The organism is Lentibacillus sp. L22 (assembly GCF_040812445.1).
Classification (GTDB): domain Bacteria; phylum Bacillota; class Bacilli; order Bacillales; family Amphibacillaceae; genus Lentibacillus_C; species Lentibacillus_C daqui.
This window is the reverse complement of record NZ_JBFNXI010000053.1, coordinates 1-20850: the sequence shown is the minus strand read 5'-3', so window position 1 is coordinate 20850 and position 20850 is coordinate 1. Positions and strand designations below refer to the sequence as shown.

At 38.5% G+C, this 20850-nt stretch carries 21 protein-coding genes and 1 pseudogene; 7 read left to right on the top strand and 15 right to left on the bottom strand.

Annotation, left to right across the window (positions count from 1 at the left end; genetic code table 11):
* Positions 1-231: 231 nt before the first annotated feature.
* The 10 genes from ABRT01_RS16160 to gabR form a co-directional block, all read right to left on the bottom strand.
* Positions 232-456 carry a hypothetical protein gene (locus ABRT01_RS16160; protein WP_269409930.1) on the bottom strand — a complete coding sequence of 75 codons (225 nt, stop codon included), beginning with the start codon at positions 454-456 and terminating at the stop codon, positions 232-234.
* Positions 457-779: 323 nt separating this feature from the next.
* Complete coding sequence (locus ABRT01_RS16155) at positions 780-1133, bottom strand: hypothetical protein (protein ID WP_269409931.1); 354 nt, start codon at positions 1131-1133, stop codon at positions 780-782.
* A 1-nt stretch (position 1134) separates the two neighbouring features.
* Positions 1135-1641 (bottom strand): hypothetical protein, encoded by a 507-nt coding sequence (locus ABRT01_RS16150; protein ID WP_367748569.1) that lies wholly within the window; start codon positions 1639-1641, stop codon positions 1135-1137.
* Positions 1642-2471: 830 nt separating this feature from the next.
* A complete protein-coding gene (locus tag ABRT01_RS16145; protein ID WP_367748566.1) occupies positions 2472-3176 on the bottom strand; it encodes a hypothetical protein in 705 nt (234 codons plus the stop codon).
* A 51-nt stretch (positions 3177-3227) separates the two neighbouring features.
* On the bottom strand, positions 3228-3545 hold the full coding sequence (locus ABRT01_RS16140) for a hypothetical protein (protein ID WP_269409934.1): 318 nt from the start codon (positions 3543-3545) through the stop codon (positions 3228-3230).
* 13 nt (positions 3546-3558) lie between these two features.
* The gene (locus ABRT01_RS16135; protein ID WP_269409935.1) at positions 3559-3996 is read right to left on the bottom strand and encodes a hypothetical protein; all 438 of its coding nucleotides are present in this window, start codon (positions 3994-3996) and stop codon (positions 3559-3561) included.
* Between the two features lie 14 nt (positions 3997-4010).
* Positions 4011-4235 carry a hypothetical protein gene (locus ABRT01_RS16130; protein WP_269409936.1) on the bottom strand — a complete coding sequence of 75 codons (225 nt, stop codon included), beginning with the start codon at positions 4233-4235 and terminating at the stop codon, positions 4011-4013.
* Between the two features lie 129 nt (positions 4236-4364).
* Positions 4365-4646: a YwqI/YxiC family protein gene (locus ABRT01_RS16125; RefSeq protein ID WP_269409937.1), complete on the bottom strand. Its 282-nt coding sequence runs from the start codon at positions 4644-4646 to the stop codon at positions 4365-4367.
* Entirely contained in the window at positions 4647-5054 is a 408-nt protein-coding gene (locus ABRT01_RS16120) for a YwqH-like family protein (protein WP_367748561.1), read from the bottom strand. It abuts the gene before it with no gap.
* A 550-nt stretch (positions 5055-5604) separates the two neighbouring features.
* Positions 5605-7011 carry a MocR-like transcriptional regulator GabR gene (gene gabR / locus ABRT01_RS16115; RefSeq protein WP_269409938.1) on the bottom strand — a complete coding sequence of 469 codons (1407 nt, stop codon included), beginning with the start codon at positions 7009-7011 and terminating at the stop codon, positions 5605-5607.
* Between the two features lie 107 nt (positions 7012-7118).
* On the opposite strand from gabR, the gene gabT reads away from it, so the two are divergent.
* From gabT to ABRT01_RS16100, 3 genes are read left to right on the top strand one after another with little or no spacing between them, the layout of a single operon-like run.
* Positions 7119-8420, top strand: a complete 1302-nt coding sequence (gabT, locus tag ABRT01_RS16110) for a 4-aminobutyrate--2-oxoglutarate transaminase (RefSeq protein WP_269409939.1) — start codon at positions 7119-7121, stop codon at positions 8418-8420.
* Positions 8421-8455: 35 nt separating this feature from the next.
* Entirely contained in the window at positions 8456-9868 is a 1413-nt protein-coding gene (locus tag ABRT01_RS16105) for an APC family permease (protein WP_269409940.1), read from the top strand.
* Positions 9819-11210, top strand: coding sequence for an NAD-dependent succinate-semialdehyde dehydrogenase (locus tag ABRT01_RS16100; protein ID WP_269409941.1), 1392 nt, complete (start codon positions 9819-9821; stop codon positions 11208-11210). Before ABRT01_RS16105 ends, ABRT01_RS16100 begins: the two co-directional genes overlap by 50 nt.
* A 797-nt stretch (positions 11211-12007) precedes the next feature.
* On the opposite strand, the gene ABRT01_RS16095 is transcribed toward ABRT01_RS16100, so the two are convergent.
* The 4 genes and pseudogenes from ABRT01_RS16095 to ABRT01_RS16080 form a co-directional block, all read right to left on the bottom strand.
* Positions 12008-13177, bottom strand: a complete 1170-nt coding sequence (locus tag ABRT01_RS16095) for an MFS transporter (protein ID WP_269409942.1) — start codon at positions 13175-13177, stop codon at positions 12008-12010.
* Positions 13178-13588: 411 nt separating this feature from the next.
* Positions 13589-13729: pseudogene (locus ABRT01_RS16090) on the bottom strand (SDR family oxidoreductase); the annotation flags it as partial.
* 73 nt (positions 13730-13802) lie between these two features.
* Positions 13803-14579 (bottom strand): Cof-type HAD-IIB family hydrolase, encoded by a 777-nt coding sequence (locus ABRT01_RS16085; RefSeq protein ID WP_269409943.1) that lies wholly within the window; start codon positions 14577-14579, stop codon positions 13803-13805.
* A gap of 42 nt (positions 14580-14621) precedes the next feature.
* Positions 14622-15506, bottom strand: a complete 885-nt coding sequence (locus ABRT01_RS16080; protein WP_367748554.1) for a MurR/RpiR family transcriptional regulator — start codon at positions 15504-15506, stop codon at positions 14622-14624.
* A gap of 161 nt (positions 15507-15667) precedes the next feature.
* Between ABRT01_RS16080 and ABRT01_RS16075 the strand changes: the two genes are divergently transcribed.
* The 3 genes from ABRT01_RS16075 (at position 15668) to ABRT01_RS16065 (ending at position 18643) form a co-directional block, all read left to right on the top strand.
* A complete protein-coding gene (locus ABRT01_RS16075) occupies positions 15668-17050 on the top strand; it encodes a 6-phospho-beta-glucosidase (RefSeq protein ID WP_269409945.1) in 1383 nt (460 codons plus the stop codon).
* A gap of 160 nt (positions 17051-17210) precedes the next feature.
* Positions 17211-17786, top strand: coding sequence for a histidine phosphatase family protein (locus ABRT01_RS16070; RefSeq protein WP_269409946.1), 576 nt, complete (start codon positions 17211-17213; stop codon positions 17784-17786).
* Between the two features lie 35 nt (positions 17787-17821).
* Positions 17822-18643, top strand: coding sequence for an HAD family hydrolase (locus tag ABRT01_RS16065; RefSeq protein ID WP_367748550.1), 822 nt, complete (start codon positions 17822-17824; stop codon positions 18641-18643).
* Between the two features lie 159 nt (positions 18644-18802).
* Here ABRT01_RS16065 and celB read toward each other — a convergent pair whose 3' ends face one another.
* Positions 18803-20164: a PTS cellobiose transporter subunit IIC gene (gene celB, locus ABRT01_RS16060; RefSeq protein WP_269409948.1), complete on the bottom strand. Its 1362-nt coding sequence runs from the start codon at positions 20162-20164 to the stop codon at positions 18803-18805.
* A 192-nt stretch (positions 20165-20356) separates the two neighbouring features.
* Here celB and ABRT01_RS16055 point away from each other — a divergent pair, with 192 nt between their 5' ends.
* Positions 20357-20596 (top strand): hypothetical protein, encoded by a 240-nt coding sequence (locus ABRT01_RS16055; RefSeq protein ID WP_367748547.1) that lies wholly within the window; start codon positions 20357-20359, stop codon positions 20594-20596.
* Positions 20597-20850 lie beyond the last annotated feature (254 nt).

Below are 20850 nucleotides of genomic sequence, written 5' to 3'. Positions count from 1 at the left end.
TACAAAATGATGGTGCCTGAAATATTGGTATGAAAGCAACATCGAGAAAAACTTGACACATACTAATTTGATTTGGCGATTGAAATCTAGCGGTATTTGCGGTAAAGTAGCCAATATAAGAACCCCTTTCTGTTGGTTTTTGTTGGTACTTTAACTGTAACAGAAAATGGGTTCTTTTTTCATTTATTAGATGAATAAATGTTTTGGCTAAACCGACTGTCAGATAAGCATTTAAACTGTATTATAGAATTTCAGTGAATAATTCAGGTCATTTATTAATTTTTTAAGTTTTGCGCCGTCCTCATCATCTTTAAACAGATTACATTCCATTATCGGACTTACATTTCCAATTCTTTTTTTAATCTCAGAAAATCCCAAATTTGTATTTTTTCTTATTGTGGGTAAGTATTTCATTTGATTTTCATCTTGTTCTACCACTAAAAGTATTACCGACATATTTATATCCTCCCTTAAAAATCATTATCAACTGTATCATCTAGTGGTTTACCAGGCAGGCTTTTCTTATAGCTACCACCATGCCATCGATACAAATGGCGTGACATTGTTTATATTCCTGCCAAGATTCCTATATGTAATTGGAAACATCATAATTAGGGTACATCATCGTGACAAACCGCTACGCATCCCGATTGAACTGGTTCTGTTTCTGCAATGCTTCATGTAGAACATCGGGCAATGTTTTTGATGAAATCCAAAAATCCAATATTATTTAACCGTAACTAAAAACCTTGAAAGACCTAAGCTAACCAAGGTTTTAATTAGGCTTTGTTTATAATAACATCAGTACATACAACTTCTACATTTAAGGGTGGCATTAAAATGTTACATTTCAGTAGGTCTTTTTCATCTATCTGTATATCTTCAATCTCAACATTCTGAATAAAATAAGGAATTTGAGGTTTAGTTAATTCTCTTAAAGGTTTTAATCTATCGTCAACGCTTGTTACAAATACGAACTTCGAACAACCGGTAAACAATAACTCTACATTATAATCCGTGTCTTCAAACACAATGGTAATCTCATCACCAAAAAAGTTGGAGTCCATTTTTAATACTCTTGCATCCCAGTAGTACATGTTTTCAATTTTGCTTTGAATTTGTTGTGCTTTCATATTAATCATCCTCATTTTCATATGGAATATGAGCATCTGGACTTTTTCTATCCACGATGTTCAGGTTTATATCAAGCGGGTTACCATTTTCATCAAATATATGAACATGATCATATTTTGTAACTTTGTCAGGAGGATCAATTTTCATTCTGATGTTTCCTTTACTATCTCTAATGTGAATAAAGCCATTATGATCAGTGTGTTTCCACTTATTTGGCAGGTTATCCAATATATCCTTTTTAGACATGTTAGGAATATTAGTTGCATTAATTTTTCCCGCAAATTCACTTACAGCATTTCCCTTATCAACCTTCCTAGTCTTATATGCACTCCGATATAAATCATACCCCTTGTCTACCAACTTAACCGGCTTCCCAAACAAAAACAATCCGGCCATCATCTTATCGGCCGCTGTTGCATTTGAATCCGCGATAGTCACAATATCATCAAACATGAAATTTGCCCCGGCAACAGTAATATGCCCCATCATATATGGATCTCCAGCCAAGTCAGAGTTACCACCCATCACCTTTCGTTTATCTTCAAAGGTAATCGGTTCTCTCGCATAATATTCTCTTTCTCCCTGTGGCGCTGATGTTTGCTGGGAGCTGATTATTTTTGCAGATCTTCTATCAAACTCCGGTTCTAACTTAGCAAAAAACCTTGAAAGGCTTAATGCCAATCAAGGTTTTTGTTAAACTAACTATCTATTTTACCGTTTTATAAAAGAAGTCACATTCTTTATCCAATAGGAAGGACTTCTAAGATTCAGCAAGATTACACCCATATTTATCAATCATGTCCTAAAATTTCATCATCCAAATTTTCCCTTTCTTGTGCAATTTGCTTATGTGTGTTTATAAGATTTTTGATGTTATCAATTGGTACTTCGCTTTCATCCTGAAACAGATAAACCTTGGCCTTTTCATCAATTAATTTATCAATTATCGTTTGAAACTGTTTTAATTCATCCGTATCAAAATAGTCGCACTCTAGTACAGAATCTTTTCTATATCCTTTTTAATTTTATCAATACTTGCGTTACAGTTTTGTCTGATAATGGATATATACCTTAATTTGTTTGAATCATTTTTAATCTTTAATTTCATTTTTACCATATCTACCCCTATTAGAGCGTGTTCAAAAAGTATCTTTTTTAAAGAATATGAACCGGAGTAAGTAATCTTTACCCCCATAATTGGAAATGAAAGTAAATGGTGTGAATTGCGGAGGTTTTAATTGAATATTCAATAATTTGTAGTCAAAAAAAGGACATACTTCCCCTTTGGATATAAATAGGTTTTTAAAAACCATTTGAAGCATAGATAAACTTGGAGATTAAACAGCTAAAGGCAATGACATCTGCTCAATTTGCTGTTTATGCAACTCTTTAATTTTTTCAACATGATCTTTGGGCAAAACCGTTTCTCGTACATGTTTGATCATGCGTTCAATCAACCTAAACATGTCTCTCATAATGAAAAAGGATTGCACTTTCTCCGTTGTTTTGACAGGAACCTTTTTATGACGCAAGACCGAGTCCAATTGATTTGACTCATGAGCGAAACCTAGTTCAACTTGTTTACGATAATGAAGCATCTCTTTTTGCAGTTCAGAGCCCTGTGGTACAGGTCCATAGAAGAATGGATTTTCTTCAAAGGAAAAACTAAACTGCTTATCACGCATTGCCTGTAAAGGACAGGACATGCATTTACTTTCGTCACCGTTAAACCAGGAAGTTTGGGTTTCTTTATCAAAGCCATCCCAAATAAGCTCATGCCCAGCTTCACATTCGGGCACCCCTTTTGGAGAGCAAGTTTCAGGGATGGTCGTGTTCTTTTTAAAGTCGGTTACCACTGCGACGTCGTGTTCCTTCAACGATGTAGTCTGGACTTCTTCACCAAAATAACCTAGATCAGCTACCAAGTAATCTACTTTTACGTCACCGATTTGATTGAGCTTTTCAACTAGTGGAAGAAGCACATCAATATTTAATAATACGTGATGGCCTATACTGTTTTGGCCCTTCGGAAACTGTTTCACATTATCCACATGGTAATAAATTTGTGCTGGCACATCATGAAATAACAAAACTTAAATTAATTCTACTCCAATTTGTTTGGAAAATTTAACTTTTATCTTTTCCTTTTCATCAATATAGATAATCATATTATTGTCAAATTTCTTCATGCTGGTAACACTGGTAAAATCACCAACAAATACTATAGCATCATTATATGTTATACTAAGACTACACGTTTGCCTATATACATCCAAAGTTAAAATCACTTTAAAATTTTGACTATCCTTGCATGAATAAAGTAATTCCCCGTCATCCGGATTACCTGTTATACTAACTGGCTCATTCTGAAAAAGTTCTAATAGGTCATATTCATCATACTTAATAAACATTCTGGCTCTTCCTTTAGAGATCTTCTTTTTCAATAATCTCCGCATCAATTACCTTATATTTTTTTTGTACGGGTGCACCACCAAAATCCCGAAGTATTTGGATGGTAACATTAAATAAACCTACTTCAAGCGAAACTCCCTTTCCTTTATAGTTTTGTTCATTGACACAAGTGACCAAAACTTTATAACTAAACCCATCAAAAGATAAGTTAAACGTACAATTATTTTCTTCTAACCAGATTATATAATCTTCCAATGAAGGAATCCAAGTTCCTTGTTTATAAATTTCTTCGTCACATAATAAATAACTTGAGGGGGCAATTCTTCCTCCCACCGTCCATGTAGCATTTTGATATTCATAAACATCCTGAGGATAAACATCATCAGCGTATTCAGGTCTCTTAAATCCTAATTTAAATAGTTTTTCAATATCTGTACTTGTTAAAGACATTATAAACCTCTTTCCTATTTTATTTTTATTACGGTTCCAGTTTGACTTTTATGCTTATCAGGAATAAAGTTTCCATATTTATCTGAATCTGCCAACCAGTGAAGCTCTTTTCCACCTTTTGCTTCTTTAAAAACTTTAAAAGCTGAATCACCTTGTCCAGTTGTATCTTTTGCCCACCATAATTTTGTTTTTGGATCACGATATGCGGTAACATTTTCCCCATTAAATTTATATTTCAATTTTTTATCAGCTGTTGTTTTAATATCCCATAAAGTTGTAGTATTCTTGGTTGACTTGTTTGCCTGTATCCCAACGTCCTTAACTTTATCTACTTGTTTTGATCCCTCAGTGCCAGTGCAATCTGAAAACTATCGTGTAAATTGAATGGCGTCCGCAATCACTTTTTCATTTTCCACAAATGAGTCAATTGCCACCCCGGTCTCGTCCGCATTATTCTTCAACAACATTTTGTAGGAGGTTAAAATTTCTTCATACGTTTGTTTCATTTCGTTGATTTTTTCGACCATATCAAGGATGTTCGCTCCATTTATTTCCTTGGCAAAAGTCGTCTCCAATGACTCCCCAGCCGCCTGCAATTCCGCCAATGCCGACTCAATTGAAAACGGAGCGACCTTAATTTCCTGACTCATTTATTTGTCCCCCTTTCCCTGTGCGTACAGGCCAGCAATTATAGTACGCTGGGCTGCGATACTTGCCTCCAGACTTTGAATCTCTAGTTTGATTTCCTGAATCTTTGCTTCCAACTTGGAAATTGCATCATCCAATTGTTCATCGGAGATTTCAACATAGCTCTCTTGCAATTCATTTTCTCTTATGGAGTCAAAATCATCAGCCCACTCCCCGAACCAGGTAGTTGCCGTTAATTCCGGTTTTAAACAAAGTGGTTTTTTCGTATGAAAATCATTTTGGCAATCCGACAATTCCGATAAAGCCCGATTAAGCCGTTCTAATTCCTCTCTTTTCGCCTCCAACTGTAGACGCAACCCGCTGATTGCACCTTGAACAGACGCTATACTGCCAAGAGTCACTGCATTCATCATTTTCACCTCTGCGTCCCGTGATATATTCCGAATGGGAAAACAAACCAATTAAACTAAATTATATGATACATTCGGCATAATTTCGAAGTGCCTTTTGATCTATTTTTCGGGAAACCAAGACTTTTAGCTTACTCGCAGAAAGGCAATCAGGAATTGCTGAAAAAATCCCCTGCCGACAAAACGCATGCAGTTATGTTCTCATGCGTTATATCAAATTTGCGACAGACCTTGTTCACACTTTTTCAGCAGCCCGCGAGACAGTAGGGATTACCAAAACAGCCACGAAACAACACGGAACTTGTCATTTTTATCATGGGTCCAATAATATATCAGCGGTTTTGAGCTGCCTATCAGCGGTTACGGGCGTTCTATCAGCGGTTTCGGGATTCCTATCAGCGATTCCGAGCTCCCTATCAGCGGTTTCGGGATTCCTATCAGCGGTTTTGAGCTGCCTATCAGCGATTCCGAGCTTTCTATCAGCGATCCGTAAAGCCACGCCAAGAAACACGTGGTAGATTTCGGCCTGAACATCGTGTGATCAATCCTTCTACCCTAGCAAAACCCGCTCCAACCGCTTCACCGCTTCCGGGATCTGCTCCTCCTGAATATTGGCAAATCCCAACACCAGATCAACTACCCCCGGCGTTTGATACTTATTCGCCAACATAAATCGGCGCATCGAATAGATTTCTAGCTTTTTCCTTTTTGCATCTTCTTCTACTTCTTCATATGATTTCTTTGTTTGAAACCGAGCCAAAAAATGCAAGCCGGCCGGAATATCTTCTATGGCCACCTTTTCCCCAAAGCGTTCACGGATCTGCCCCATTAATTCCTTGCGTTTCGATTCGTAATGGTGTGTCATCCGTTTAAGGTGACGCGCATATGCTCCTGTTTCAATGAAATAATATAGTGTATACAGCGATAGTGCGTTACTGCTTTGCATCAGATGCCGATAATGTTTCCGGTATTTCCTTAACATATCCGGCGGCAATACCATGTAGCTGATCCGCAACCCGGGCAGGATGGTTTTGGAAAACGTACCTGTATAAATGATCCGTTGATTTTGGTCCAGACTTTGCAATGATGGAATACTATCGGTTTCATATTTAAATTCACTATCATAATCATCCTCGATAATATACCGATCCTGACCCTGGGTTGACCAATTCAATAATTCAATCCTTCTGTTAATCGGCATAATTTTACCAGTGGGAAATTGATGGGACGGGGTGACAAACAAGTAATTAATGCTGCAGTCATCAACCTCATCCATGGCAATCCCCTTGTCATCAATAGGAAGTGCACGCACATCAAAGCCCATATTTTTCAAAAGCGTATAGAAACGGGAATAACCCGGATCCTCTACTGCAACAACGCTGTCCCGCTTGCTTAATCCCATTAAATTGCGAATTAACAATTGTGTGCCCGCGCCAATAACAATTTGTTCCGGTTCGCAAACCACTCCACGTGACATCGCGATCATCCGAGCGATCGTTTGCCGTACCATATATGGTCCCTGAAAATGGCCAAGCTCCGATAGTTCACGTTTATGATTGGCAATCGCTTTTTGCTGGCATTTCATCCATTCCTGAACGGGAAACATGGATATATCGGATGTCATATGGGATAGGGAGAGCCAGCCTTCTTTGTTCTGCGTGCATTCTTTCAAATCTTTCGGTAACTTCTGCAGGCTTCCTCTCTGTATAAACGGGGTAATATTTTCTACATAATAACCTTTTCTTTCTTTGGTATAAATATATCCTTCTGCCAGTAGCTGTTCATAAGCATTTGTCACAGTATTCACACTGACCTGCAATTGCTCGGCAAGCTGCCGTTTAGAAGGAAGCTTTTCATTAGCCTGCAATCGACCGTTCATCATATGTTCCTTTAAACGTTCATAAATTTGCTGATATAGATTTTTTCTGCACTCCATTTTATCCAACGTAAACAACATAAGATAATCCTCCATCTGGTACCTATAGAAATTAACAACTGGTACTTTTCATTATACCAGATATTTGTCATACTTATCACTATATTGGAAAGAAGGAGTGACTTTTGATGACAACATCTTTGCTAACAACAGAAGAATTACAAGCCAAACGACAACAGTATATCCCGCGTGGTGTAAGTAACGGGAATTTGAATATTGCCGCATATGCCAGCGGTGCAACTGTAACAGATATCGAAGGAAAAGAATGGATTGATTTTGCAGGTGCAATTGGTACATTAAATGTCGGCCATACCCATCCAAAAGTAACCGAAGCTGTCAAACAACAAGTTGATCGTTTTCTCCATCCCGGCTTCAATGTGATGATGTATGAAGGGTATATTAATCTAGCCGAGAAATTATGCGAGATTACACCTGGCACATTTGATAAACAAGCGATATTATTGAATTCAGGAGCAGAAGCTGTTGAAAATGCGGTAAAAGCCGCCCGCCGCTATACAGGCAGACAAGCTGTGGTTTCCTTTACCCGTGGTTTCCATGGCCGAACGAATATGACGATGAGTATGACAAGCAAAGTGAAACCATACAAATTTGGCTTTGGCCCCTTTGCACCAGAGGTTTATCAAGCACCATATCCATACACATACCATAAGCCGGATACCATGACAGAGGAAGCTTATGTTGACCAAAAAATTGCTGAATTTGAAGATTTTTTCCTTTCTACAGTAGCACCTGAGACTGTGGCATGTGTGGTTATGGAGCCTGTTCAAGGAGAAGGCGGTTTTGTCATTCCACCGAAAAAATTCGTCCAATTTGTAAGCGATTACTGTAAGGAACATGGCATTGTTTTTGTTGCCGATGAAATTCAGACAGGTTTTGGACGAACCGGAAAATTATTTGCCATCGACCATTTCGATGTCGTACCTGACCTCATTACCGTATCAAAATCATTGGCCGCCGGTCTGCCGTTAAGCGGTGTAGTTGGACGCAATGAAATTTTAAATGCTGCTGAACCCGGTGAATTAGGCGGCACATACGCTGGTAGCCCTGTTGCTTGTGCAGCTGCATTGGCTGTCATCGATGTAATGGAAGAAGAACAGCTATCAGCAAAAGCGGAGACAATCGGACAGAAAATAGAAGATAAATTAAACGAATTAAAGGAGAAACACGCCTATATCGGTGAAGTTCGCCGTCTTGGTGCGATGGTTGCAGCTGAACTGGTTACTGACCGAACAGAAAAACTGCCTAACAAACAAAAAACCAGTGAAATTGTGAAATATGCCAATGACAATGGCCTGTTACTACTTTCGGCTGGACTAAAAGGCAATGTGATCCGCTTTTTGGCACCACTTGTTATTACCAATGAAGAATTAAATAAAGGACTGGACATTTTGGAAAAAGCTTTTGAATAAATTACAGTATCACTTACACATCAGGGGGGAACAACATGAACAAAAAATTTTCCAAATCAATGTCCATGACCGATGTTTTATTTTTAGCAATGGGAGCAATGCTTGGCTGGGGTTGGGTTGTTCTCTCCGGTGAATGGATAACTACTGCCGGATTTTTGGGAAGTGTGATCTCGTTTATCATTGGTGGGCTTTTGGTTATCTTTATTGGCATGACATACGCTGAATTGGCAGCAGCAATACCGGAAACAGGTGGCGGACTTGTTTTTGTGCTACGGGCATTTGGCAAAAGGAGTGCATTTGTTGCGGCATGGGCAGTTCTATTTGGCTATGTGTCTGTCATGACTTTTGAGGCTGTAGCACTACCAACTGTTATAGATTACGTTATCCCCGTCCATCATCAAGTTTATCTATGGTCATTAGGCGGATGGGATGTTTATTTAACGTGGGTGATGATCGGTTCTATTGGGGCCATACTATTAACAGCACTTAACTATTTTGGCATTAAGCCGGCAGCCATTTTCCAGTCCGTGTTTACGGTCGCAATCGTATTAGTTGGAATCCTTTTAGTGTTTGGCGCAATAAAAAATGGGAATATGACTAATGTACAGCCACTTTTTAAGCATGGCGTTGGTGGAACAATGTCCGTACTCATTATGATCCCGTTTTTATTTGTCGGGTTTGACGTTATTCCACAAGTGGCATCGGAAATAAAAGCACCACCAAAAATTATTGGCCGAATATTAATTGTTTCCATTATTACCTCAGTTATTTTCTATTTATTAATTGTTTTCGGGGTTACGGTAGGGCTAACAGATTCGCAACTTGCTGTAACAGAATTGGCAACTGCCGATGCGATGGTGAATTTGTTTGGTAGTCAATGGTTTGGAACACTGCTTGTCTTGGGCGGGGTTGCCGGCATTATAACAAGTTGGAATGCATTTATTATCGGTGCCAGCCGGATTCTTTATGCAATGGCCATTCGTGACATGATTCCAAAATGGTTTGGTTATATTCATCCAAAATACAAAACGCCAACAAATGCGATCGTCTTTTTGGGAGTGTTGGCCTTCCTTGCCCCATTTATGGGAAGACCGGCACTGGTATGGATTGTCAATGCTGGTGGCGTTGGTATTGTTGTCGGGTATCTTATTGTTTCCATTTCATTTTTACAATTACGGAGGGCAGAATCAGATTTACACAGACCATACAAAGTGAAATACTGGCGCACGGTTGGTACACTAGCAATTGTATTAAGTATTCTTTTCATAAGCTTCTATTTACCCGGTATGCCATCTTCACTTAGTTGGCCGAGTGAATGGATTATTCTAGGTATTTGGTGCATCATCGGATTTGGTCTATACATGATACAAACAAAAACAATTAAAGGAGACACTAACAATGTCAAATCAATTCAACGTAACGAACCCAGCCACGGGGGAAGTCATTAAGGAAGTCAAAATGGATAGTGAGGAGGAAATCAAGCAAAAACTGGAGCTTGGACACAAGGCTTTTAAGGAATGGGCAAAAGTCAATGCCCATGAACGCTCCCGTTTACTGCAGGCATGGTCCAACAAAGTAAAAGAAAACAAACAAGAAATCGCTGAAATCATGACCAAGGAAAATGGAAAACCAATGCATGAATCATTAGGCGAAGTGGACTATGCAGCAAGTTATATTGACTGGTATGCCGAAGAAGCAAAACGGATTTACGGCCGTACCATTCCGGCAAATGCGGAATCCAAGCGCATTATTGTCAGTCATCAACCAGTTGGACTTGTCGCAGCAATTACCCCTTGGAACTTCCCGGCTGCCATGATGACCAGAAAAGCGGCACCGGCACTTGCAGCAGGCTGTTCTTTTATTGTCAAACCAGCAGTCGAAACACCGTTAACTGCGATTCGCATCGTCGAACTAGCCCATGAAGCGGGGATTCCCGAGGATGTTGTGCAATGTGTAAATACTCGCGGAAGTGTCGCCGGAGATATTTTTACCAATAGCGATTACGTCCGGAAGATCACGTTTACCGGCTCGACTCCTGTTGGTAAAACGTTGATCAAGAACAGCGCTGACTCGGTTAAGCATGTAACGATGGAATTAGGTGGTCATGCCCCGCTGATCGTTGCAGAGGATGCCGATCTTGACTTTGCCGTAAAACAAACAATCGCAACCAAATTTAGAAATGCCGGACAAACCTGCGTCTGTGCCAACCGGCTGATTATCCATGAAAATGTTGCTGAAGAATATGGTAAAAAGCTGAGAGAAGAAGTGGAAAAACTCAAGGTCGGCAATGGTATGGATGAAGGTACGGATGTTGGACCAATCATCAACAAAAAAGGCTACGATAAGATTGTTGATCAGGTAAACGATGCGGTGGAAAAAGGCGCCGAAGTTTTGGTGGGTAATAAATATGATACTGATGACGACAAAGGCTATTACTTTGTTTATCCAACTGTATTAAAAAATGTCGATGATAACATGGATATCATGCACGAAGAAACATTTGGCCCGATCGCTCCGATTACTACTTTTAAAGAGCTGGACGAAGCGGTAAAAATCGCCAATAATACGCCATACGGTCTGGCAGCCTATTTCTTCACCAATGATTACCGAACCGGGACATACTTACATGATCACCTTGACTTCGGAATTGTTGGCTGGAATGATGGCGGACCATCCGCTGCCCATGCACCATTTGGCGGCATGAAGGAAAGCGGTCTTGGCCGTGAAGGTGGCATCGAAGGAATTGAACCTTATTTGGAAACGAAGTACTTATCGATTGGGAATTTGTAAAACTAAATTTAAAAACCAGAGCTGCATCTTTGTGTAGCTCTGGTTTTATATAGTTGCATCAATGATTTCCATATTTGTCTCCCACTGCTTTCGCCTAAGCATGGTGCTCCTGATCTTGAAGATCTTTATTCTTATATTTTCCCAATATGAAAACACTCGAAAAATCCCTTATTAATTACAGTATAAATGATTGCAATATGTTACAATAAACATAATAGACTGGCTTCGCATGAGGGGTTTGGTAGCACTGTCGACCTGCCGTTAGTCTTCGTTGGGAGACTTCCCGGGGAGGGAGGTGCTTACCAATGGACATTGTTAGTGCACTAACGCTGATGATATCTTTCGGGATGTTGGTGGCGTTTATTATGTCTGACAAAAACCATAAAAAATAATCCCTCATGCACTTTAGCCGGTAAGTGAGGGATTATTTTCCTGAGCTACCAACCCCTCTTGTCGGGGTTCAGTCTATTGTGACCGTTCCATGTATCAGCATGGACGGTCTTTATTATTGTATGCACTTATAACTTTTCTATGTTCATTATACCACGAAATTAATGTTTGTACACATTTTTATCCTGTTATTCCAATATTCATTTTACGGCTCAATTTACAAAAACGCCATTTGTTTAACATGGATTAAAACAGGCATTTGTAACCCGCTTGGTTGAACTATCTTCATTTTAAACGTTTATAAGAAAAGGGATTTATTGTTTTGGGATGTATCCCCCACTTCGATTAATTTTTGAAAAGGTAAGTAGAAGTGGGGGCATTATTTAAAAACACAAATTGCGTCGCCCCTACGCATGTTCCCTGGCAACCCCTTTCCACACAAAGGTGAGGCCAACACCTATGGCCAGTAATATAGCTGCGAAGTAAAAAGGAAAATCCAAATTGATATCGAACAAAAGCCCACCAATCACTGGCCCGATCACGTTACCGATACTCGTAAACATGGAGTTCATCCCGGCAACAAAGCCTTGCTCATTTCCCGCAATCCTTGACAGGTAATTAGTAACAGTCGGACGCATTAAGTCAAAACCGACAAAAATAGTTACTGTAACAAGCAATATTGTGTAATATTCGTGCACGAAGGTCATTATTAACACCAAAACTGTCGAGAAAATCAAGCAGTAACGGATTAACCGAATCTCTCCAAACCATTTGATAAAGTAACCAAAAAAGACAACCTGAAATACCGCACCTAATATACCGCCACCCGAAATCATAATGGCAATATCTGTCGGTGTAAAACCAAATTTATGGTCGGCAAACAAGGAAAATAACGATTCAAACGATGACAGACCAAACGAAAAAATAAAGATAATCAAAAAAGAAATAAGATAGACTGGTGTAAATATTCGCTTCCAGCCCGTTGTTTGTGCTCCCGGCACCTGTTGTACAGCGTCATGATGCCGCTCAGGCTCATGCAGTAAAATAACCGAAAATACAACCGCCACCAACGCAAAACCAGCAGCAAAGAAAAATGGTACCCTGGTTCCAATCCCTGCCAAAAAACCTCCTACTCCTGGTCCGATGATAAATCCTGTGTTAATGGCCGCTGACATATATCCAAGTGCTTTTGGGCGGTATTCAAGCGAAGTAATATCGGCAATATAAGCCGTAACCGCGGACATGATAAAAGCTGCACTGACACCGCCAAACATGCGCGAAATGAATAGTACAACAACATCCTGCCCAATACCGAATAGAAATTCAGAAAAGGCAAAGATGACCAATCCAATTACAATCATTCTCTTCCGCCCCAAACGATCCACCCATTTTCCGGCAATCGGTGAAGCCAGCAGCTGTAAAAAGGCAAATGCCGCAACAAGATATCCAGCAATTGAACCGGATAAATGTAATTCATTTATAATGGTTGGCACAACGGGAATAACAAGACTAACTCCCAAAAATGCCAAAAATAAATTTGCTAATACGATGATAAGCGCCATTTTGTTTTTTTCCATACCATGTTACTCCTTTTCAAAAACTGTAACACGTAAATTAAACCCTTCCCTGAAGGAAGAGCCGAACTTTTTTCCCGTGCCTTGGTTGTTAATAAAAAAATAAAGATCAATTACAGTATGCGTAAAATGTGTAAAAACATGATTATACATATCAGATTGAAGAGCTGTTCCTTATTTCACCAATTTAATCCACACCTGATTGTACTACATTTCAATCCAAAAAGTCACTATTTTTTTTTATAAAAACAACAAATAGGCTCCTGCCACCAAAAAAAGACCATCCAAGCTCGCTACGGAACGCTTGGACAGTCATATGTCCCATGATGAATCTTGATTAATTTTACTTTAAAAGGGTGTTTGGATAACCCTGAAAAGGATGGTACCTTTTCAGCTAATTTCAACTGAACGTATTTAAACATCGGTTCCTAATATTAAGCCACCATCTATAACAATTTCAGCACCGTTGCAATAAGAACTTTCATCAGATGCGAGAAAGGCTATTACCCGTGTAATATCATCTGGTTTTCCAATTCTGCCTAATGGGATCGAGTTACCCCAATTTAATTACCGTTTAGCCATAAAAGCGGCGAGGGACTTTGCCTGCCGCTTCATCTTCATCATTATCCTATAAAAGTCCAACAATCTTCAGACCATGAAAAACACCATTGTGATTGACATCTTTGGTTATATGCTTGGCTGCTTCTTTAACTGGAGGCTCAGCATTTCCCATCGCCACACTGTTCGGAATGAATTTTAGCATCTCTATATCGTTTAACCCATCCCCAAAAGCATATGCATGTTGCAGATCAATGCCAAGATGATGAATCAAATTTTTAATTCCATTTGCTTTCGAGCCACCATTTGGCAAAACATCTACCGAATAACGATGCCAACGAATAAATTCAAACTGACGGAACTTTTCTCTATACTGTTGTTCGGCTTCCCCATCACAAAATAATAATGCTTGATAAATATCACGATTGCGATAATAATTAGGATCAAAAGTAACGGGTTGGTTGATTTTTAAAGAGGTGATCGCTTCTTCCAGGAATGGATGATGTTCCACACTTGAGCGCCAATCTTCATGATCAAGGTAAACCAATGGATGCTTACTGTTAGTTGCTTCCTCGTTTAAATGACTTAAAGCTGTGAAATCCAGCTGATTTTTATAGATTACTTGATTGTTGTAGACGACATATTGCCCATTAAGACTGACATATGTTGTTATATTTAATGCTTCTCTTAAATCTTTAAAAGCAAATGGTGCGCGTCCGGTAGCAATTGCAACAATATGCCCGTCATCCTGTAATTGTTGAACCGCTTCTCGCGTAGAATCGGGCAACTCTTTTTCATCATCTAGCAATGTACTGTCTATATCAAAAAAAATAATGTTTCGAGTCATCTTACTCTCCCCTATTCTCTCTCATATTTTAGTATTTGTCTTTTAAACATTATCGTGATTACCTTCCTGCATCACTTCATTGGAACTTTTTCGGTGATCATAATATTTGGAAATACGAATTTTATATTCCAGATTATTTCTATAATTCCTGGAAAATACACATCCGTAAAGAAGATCCAACAAAAACGAGATGGAATCATTCGAACTAAAGCTGCCTATTTTGGAGTACAATTTTTCTCGAGTAGTAATTCTGAAAATACAGTCCGCGTATGTTGTTAAGGTATTATCTCCTATACTTGTTAAGGCAATGATAGGAGTCCCCTTCTTCCTTAACATCGGTAATAAACCAATAATACCAGAAGTCTCCCCAGTATAGGAAATAACAATAGCACAAGTATTCGAATTGCAGCTGGCTGCCTCATACCCTTGATCTACTGTACAAAGATTGACCTTTTTGCCAATCCGAACCATCTGTGATTTAAAATCATGACAGATGTCCAGGTTGTTGTTCAACGAAAATATCTTGATTTCTTCTGCTTGATTCAAAAGATCTGTTGCCTTTTGTAATTCATCATTGTTTATTAAGGATAACGTGTCACTAATGGTCATTTGATTCAATACAGCCATTTTGTTGGCAATGGTCATTACATTATCTTGTTCGCTAAAAGGATAATTTGCATCAATATGATTAAAATGGCTGTTCAGATAGTCAATTTCTTCAAGAAAAATATTTCTCAGCTCGACCCATCCGTTGTATCCAAGTTTTTTGGCAACTCTTATTAATGTAGAGGGATGCGTATACGTTTCTTTCGCGATCTGTTTTGCTGTTTTACCTTGAATATTTTCCCTCTGTTCAAACATATAACGAACGATTCCTTTTTCAGATGGAGAGAAAATATCTCCTTTCATTTTTTCCGTCAATAACATATCAATCACCACTTATACTATAACACGACCCGCCGTAAATAGCATTTACAAAAATAACGGATTTTTGTAAATGGATTTGTAAACGGCAAAGGATTTGTTCGCTGTTCTCTTGTTTCCCATTCCGACCCTTTTATAATAGAAAGAAAGAGGAGGAATGATGTATGGCAAACGGTGTAAAAATTGTAACCATTGGTGGAGGAAGCAGCTATACTCCGGAATTGATGGAAGGATTTATTAACAGATATGAAGAACTTCCAATCAGAGAAATTTGGCTTGTTGATATAGAAGATGGCAAGGAAAAGCTGGACATTGTTGCCAAGATGGCGCAAAGAATGTGGGATGCTTCTCCTTATGATGTGAAAGTTCATACAACATTGGATCGTCGCAAAGCATTAAAAGATGCTGACTTTGTAACCACTCAATTTAGAGTTGGTTTATTAAATGCCCGGGTAAAAGATGAAAGAATTCCTTTATCCTATGGTATGACGGGACAAGAAACCAACGGGGCTGGCGGGATTTTCAAGGCATTTAGGACCATCCCGGTTATTTTAAACATTGTGGAAGATATGAAGGAATTATGCCCGAATGCCTGGTTAATCAACTTTACGAACCCGAGTGGAATGGTAACGGATGCCATTATTCGTTACGGTAAATGGGAAAAAGTTATTGGCTTGTGTAATGTTCCAGTTGGCGCCATGATGGCCGAACCAGAATTAATCGGAAAAACTTTGGATGAACTTATTTATTCCTTTGCCGGCTTAAATCACTTCCACTGGCATCGCGTGAAAGATTTACAAGGAAATGATGTTACTTCTGAAATCATTGATAAAATGTATGGTAATGATTCGGGTATTCCGGCAAATATTCATGATACACCATTCTTTATTGAACAACTGAAACAGATGAACATGATCCCTTGTGGCTATCATCGTTATTACTACCGCTATGAAGAAATGTTGCAACACATGCTGGAAGAATACAATGATCCAAATGTTGGTACGAGGGCCCAGCAAGTGAAACAAACAGAAGCAGAATTGTTTGAGTTGTATAAGGATCCAAATTTAAATTATAAACCTGAACAATTATCAAAACGTGGTGGTGCCCATTACTCGGATGCCGCTTGCGAAACCATTACTTCTATCTATGCCAACAAAAATACCCATATGGTTGTTTCAACGAAGAATAACGGCGCTGTTCCTGATTTGGCTCCAGATGACGTTGTCGAAGTTTCTGCCTATATCGGTGCAGCAGGAGCAAGACCAATTGCTTTCGGCTCGCTTCAACCAGCTGAAAAAGGTTGGCTGCAATTAATGAAGAATATGGAGTTATGTGTGGAAGAAGCAGCAGTAACCGGCGACTACGGTTTGGCATTACAAGCATTCACTATCAACCCACTCATTCCTAGTGGTGAAACTGCAAAGCGTGTTTTAGATGAACTATTGATTGCCCATAAAAAATATTTACCACAGTTTGCAGGAAAAATTGTGGAATTGGAAGCAGATGGACTCACCGTTAAAGATGAAGTAGCCGGAAATTTGAACTAAAAACGTAATGCCTTATATGATAAAGAAGCAATGAGGATTACTCGTAAATGATCCATCATTAATTTTGAGGTAAAAACCATATAGCGCCTTACCAGTTGTCTAAATCCAACTGGTAAGGCGCTATATATGAACTCTAAACTATCATACGAGGTGCATACAAATGAAAAAAACATTATATCTAATGAGGCATGGACAAACTATATTTAATGTGAGAAGGAAAATTCAAGGTTGGTGTGACTCACCACTTACAAAATTAGGAATCAAACAAGCAGAGACTGCCGCAAAGTATTTTAAGGAGCACAATATAGTTTTCGATGATGCCTATAGCTCCACATCTGAAAGAGCCTGTGATACTTTGGAAATTGTGACCGACACACCTTATACGAGATTAAAAGGTTTAAAGGAATGGAATTTTGGAACATTTGAAGGTGAGAGTGAGGACTTAAACCCACCACTTCCCTATGAGGATTTCTTTGTTACCTTTGGCGGAGAAGGACAAACCGAATTTCAAAAAAGGGTTGCTGAAACATGTCAAAACATAATGGAAGAAGATAATAAAGTTGTTTTAGCCGTATCCCATGGAGCAGCTTGTAGAAATTTCATGAGATACTGGGAACATACTAGTTCCATTACGCAACAAGAAAAGATTGGCAATTGTTGTATTTTGAAATTTGAATACGAGAATAATGAATTTGAATTAGTTGAAATTATTAATCATGATTTTAGTAAACTATGAGCCCAAACGTTTTTTTAAAATAAGGAGAAAATTATATGATTAAATTGGTGCTATCTGATATGGATGGAACGTTCTTAAATAATAGTGGTGACTTTAACAGGGAACTATACAAGGATGTCAAAAGGCTAATGAAAGAAAAAGGCGTTGTTTTTGCTCCAGTTACCGGTAAACAATGTGAACGTGTTGAAGAGTTATTTGGTAATGATGCACATGATTTATGGATCCTAGGGGATAGTGCCACCCGAATCAAGCATAACGGCGAATTTGTTTATGAATCCTTGCTAAGCAATCAATTAGGACTGGAAATTATCCGTTTACTTGAGGAAATAAGCTTGGATCATACCATTATTGCGTGTACAAGAAATTGTGCGGTTATAAAAGATAACACTCCTCAAGAAGAAGCTGCTATTGTCAGAAAGTCCTATGCTCAAGTAAAGCAAGTATCCGATTTTAATGAGATTCAAGAGGATTTTGTTAAGATTACCGTCCACGATCCAGCCCTTCGATGTTTCGAAACCAGGGAAAAACTATCTCGCTTTTTCGGGTCAGCTTATATTGTCGCATCGGAAGCAGCCTGGATTGACATAGCTAATGCCAATGTTCATAAAGGCACCACCGTTGAACACCTACAGCAGTTATTGCAAGTAACGCCGGAAGAAACGATGGCATTTGGAGACGGCTACAATGATATAGAGCTCATGACCCGCAGTACCTATAGCTTTGCTGTCCGAAATGCGGTTCAAGATACAAAAGATGCTGCGAATTTCATTACCCGTTCCAATGAAGAAGACGGTGTTCTGAGGACGATTATTCAAATGTTAACTTTACAAGAAAGCAGGTCATCATGTGGAAATTGAAAAAGAAAACATGTTGGCTGAAGAAATGTAAACCCTGTATTTATTAATGCCACTTACGCCTTATAAAAGAAGCGCCCCGAGATAAAATCAGGGCGTTTCTTATTATTTTCTATTTTATTTCGAGGTTGTGAATAATTTCGGTTGACTTACTGGCCTTAATCAAATTAACGCATCTTCACCTTTTTCTTGCTTAACTAGCTTCTTATCATACATTTTAATGAATGGCAACCAAATGAGAAATGCTGCTATAGCACAAATCAATGCAACAATGATCGCTATATAGTCTCCGCCTGTACTAATAAAGGCTCCCGCACCTCCCGGGGTAGGCCATGGCATCTGTGCAATAATTGGTTGAACAATATTTAGTTTAATTGTCCAATAACCTATTGATGCGGAAACCATTGGTGCTAAAAAGAAAGGAATAGCCAAGAATGGATTATATACAATCGGTAATCCAAATATCAATGGTTCATTAATATTAAAAATACCGGGAGCAATAGCTGATTTGCCTAAGACGCTTAATTGTTTCGACTTGGCTAAAAATGCAATAAAAATACATAACCCCAAAGTAGAACCAGAACCGCCTATAACAACGAACGCGTTTTGAAACTCACCTGCAAATGGAATACTTGCTCCATTTATATTCGCTTGCAGATTTGTAAGAACGACCGGTGTCAGTATTCCTGAAATAATAGTTGCCCCATGTATACCAACAATCCAAAGTGCATGGATTATGAAGAAAATCACTAAAATACCTACCCAGCTGTTTGTTAAATGAACAACAAATCCAAAAGGAATTGCTACTAGTTTAAATATATCAGTACCTAACACAACTAATACACCGTTAATTAGGATGACAACGAAAGAAACTACGAATGCTGGTATTAATGCGGTAAATGATCTGCTAACACCTTCTGGTACCTGATCAGGCATTTTGATAACCCAGTTTCGTTTCACACACAATCTGTATAATTGTACGGATATAATAGCCATAATGATCGCTGTGAACACTCCTGTAGCATCCAAACGACTTACTCCATCCGCTACCATTTCCCATCCATTAACAATTATATTGTCATCACCCATTTTGTCTATTAAAGACATTTCTCCATTTTTCCAAACTAACTGAGGAACGGTCATAAAAAATGCAAACAAAGTTAGTAAAGCGCCATTTAAGGGATTTAGATTTAACTCTTCTTCGTCAGCAAATATTTTTGTATACTCATATCCCACTACAAGGCCGAAATATAACGCTAATATCCCCATAGTTGCCTTATTCGCCAGCATATACAAGTCACTAAATCTAAAAAACGTATTGTCAAAAAAGCCTTCTAAAAATGTAAACGTCTCCGGTAATACATTTAACACTAGGAACATCGAACCTACGATTACAAACGGGATAGAAGCCATGCCCGCAGCCATAATTGCACGTACAAAACGCCAGGATGCTACTTTACCCATCGGACCCATTAGATATTTTTCCAAAAGAGCAAATACTTTACTTTCATTTTCTTCTGCCATAGGAATACCCCATTTCCTTATACATTAATAGCTTCTTCATATTTCTTGATACGTTTATAATGCTTATCCTCATTATGTTTAATCTTGTATAAACGATGGAGAACAAATGAACTTAATAGTATCCCAATAGTCAAAATAACCAAAACTAATATTCTAGACTTCTCTTGATCTAAGAGAAAAGGATATAATTGAGTGAAAGACATAGAAAAACAAGTCGGTATTATTAACATCACATTTGTACCGAACAAAATGATAAAGCAATATTTTGTATACTTGGCATTATTGGTATGGTCACTATACATTTTCACTTGTTCCGCTACACTAATGACGATTACGATCATTAACATCAACGGGATGAAATATAGCGAAGAATCACTCATTAACAGTGAAATTAGCCAGTATACATTCGTGAAAAAAAATAATGCAGCCTGAATTATTCACTGAAATTCTATAATACAGTTTAAATGCTTATCTGACAGTCGGTTTAGCCAAAACATTTATTCATCTAATAAATGAAAAAAGAACCCATTTTCTGTTACAGTTAAAGTACCAACAAAAACCAACAGAAAGGGGTTCTTATATTGGCTACTTTACCGCAAATACCGCTAGATTTCAATCGCCAAATCAAATTATCTAACGATGGTGGTGCACTTTCATCCGATACAGGTGAACTCTTATTCCGAGAG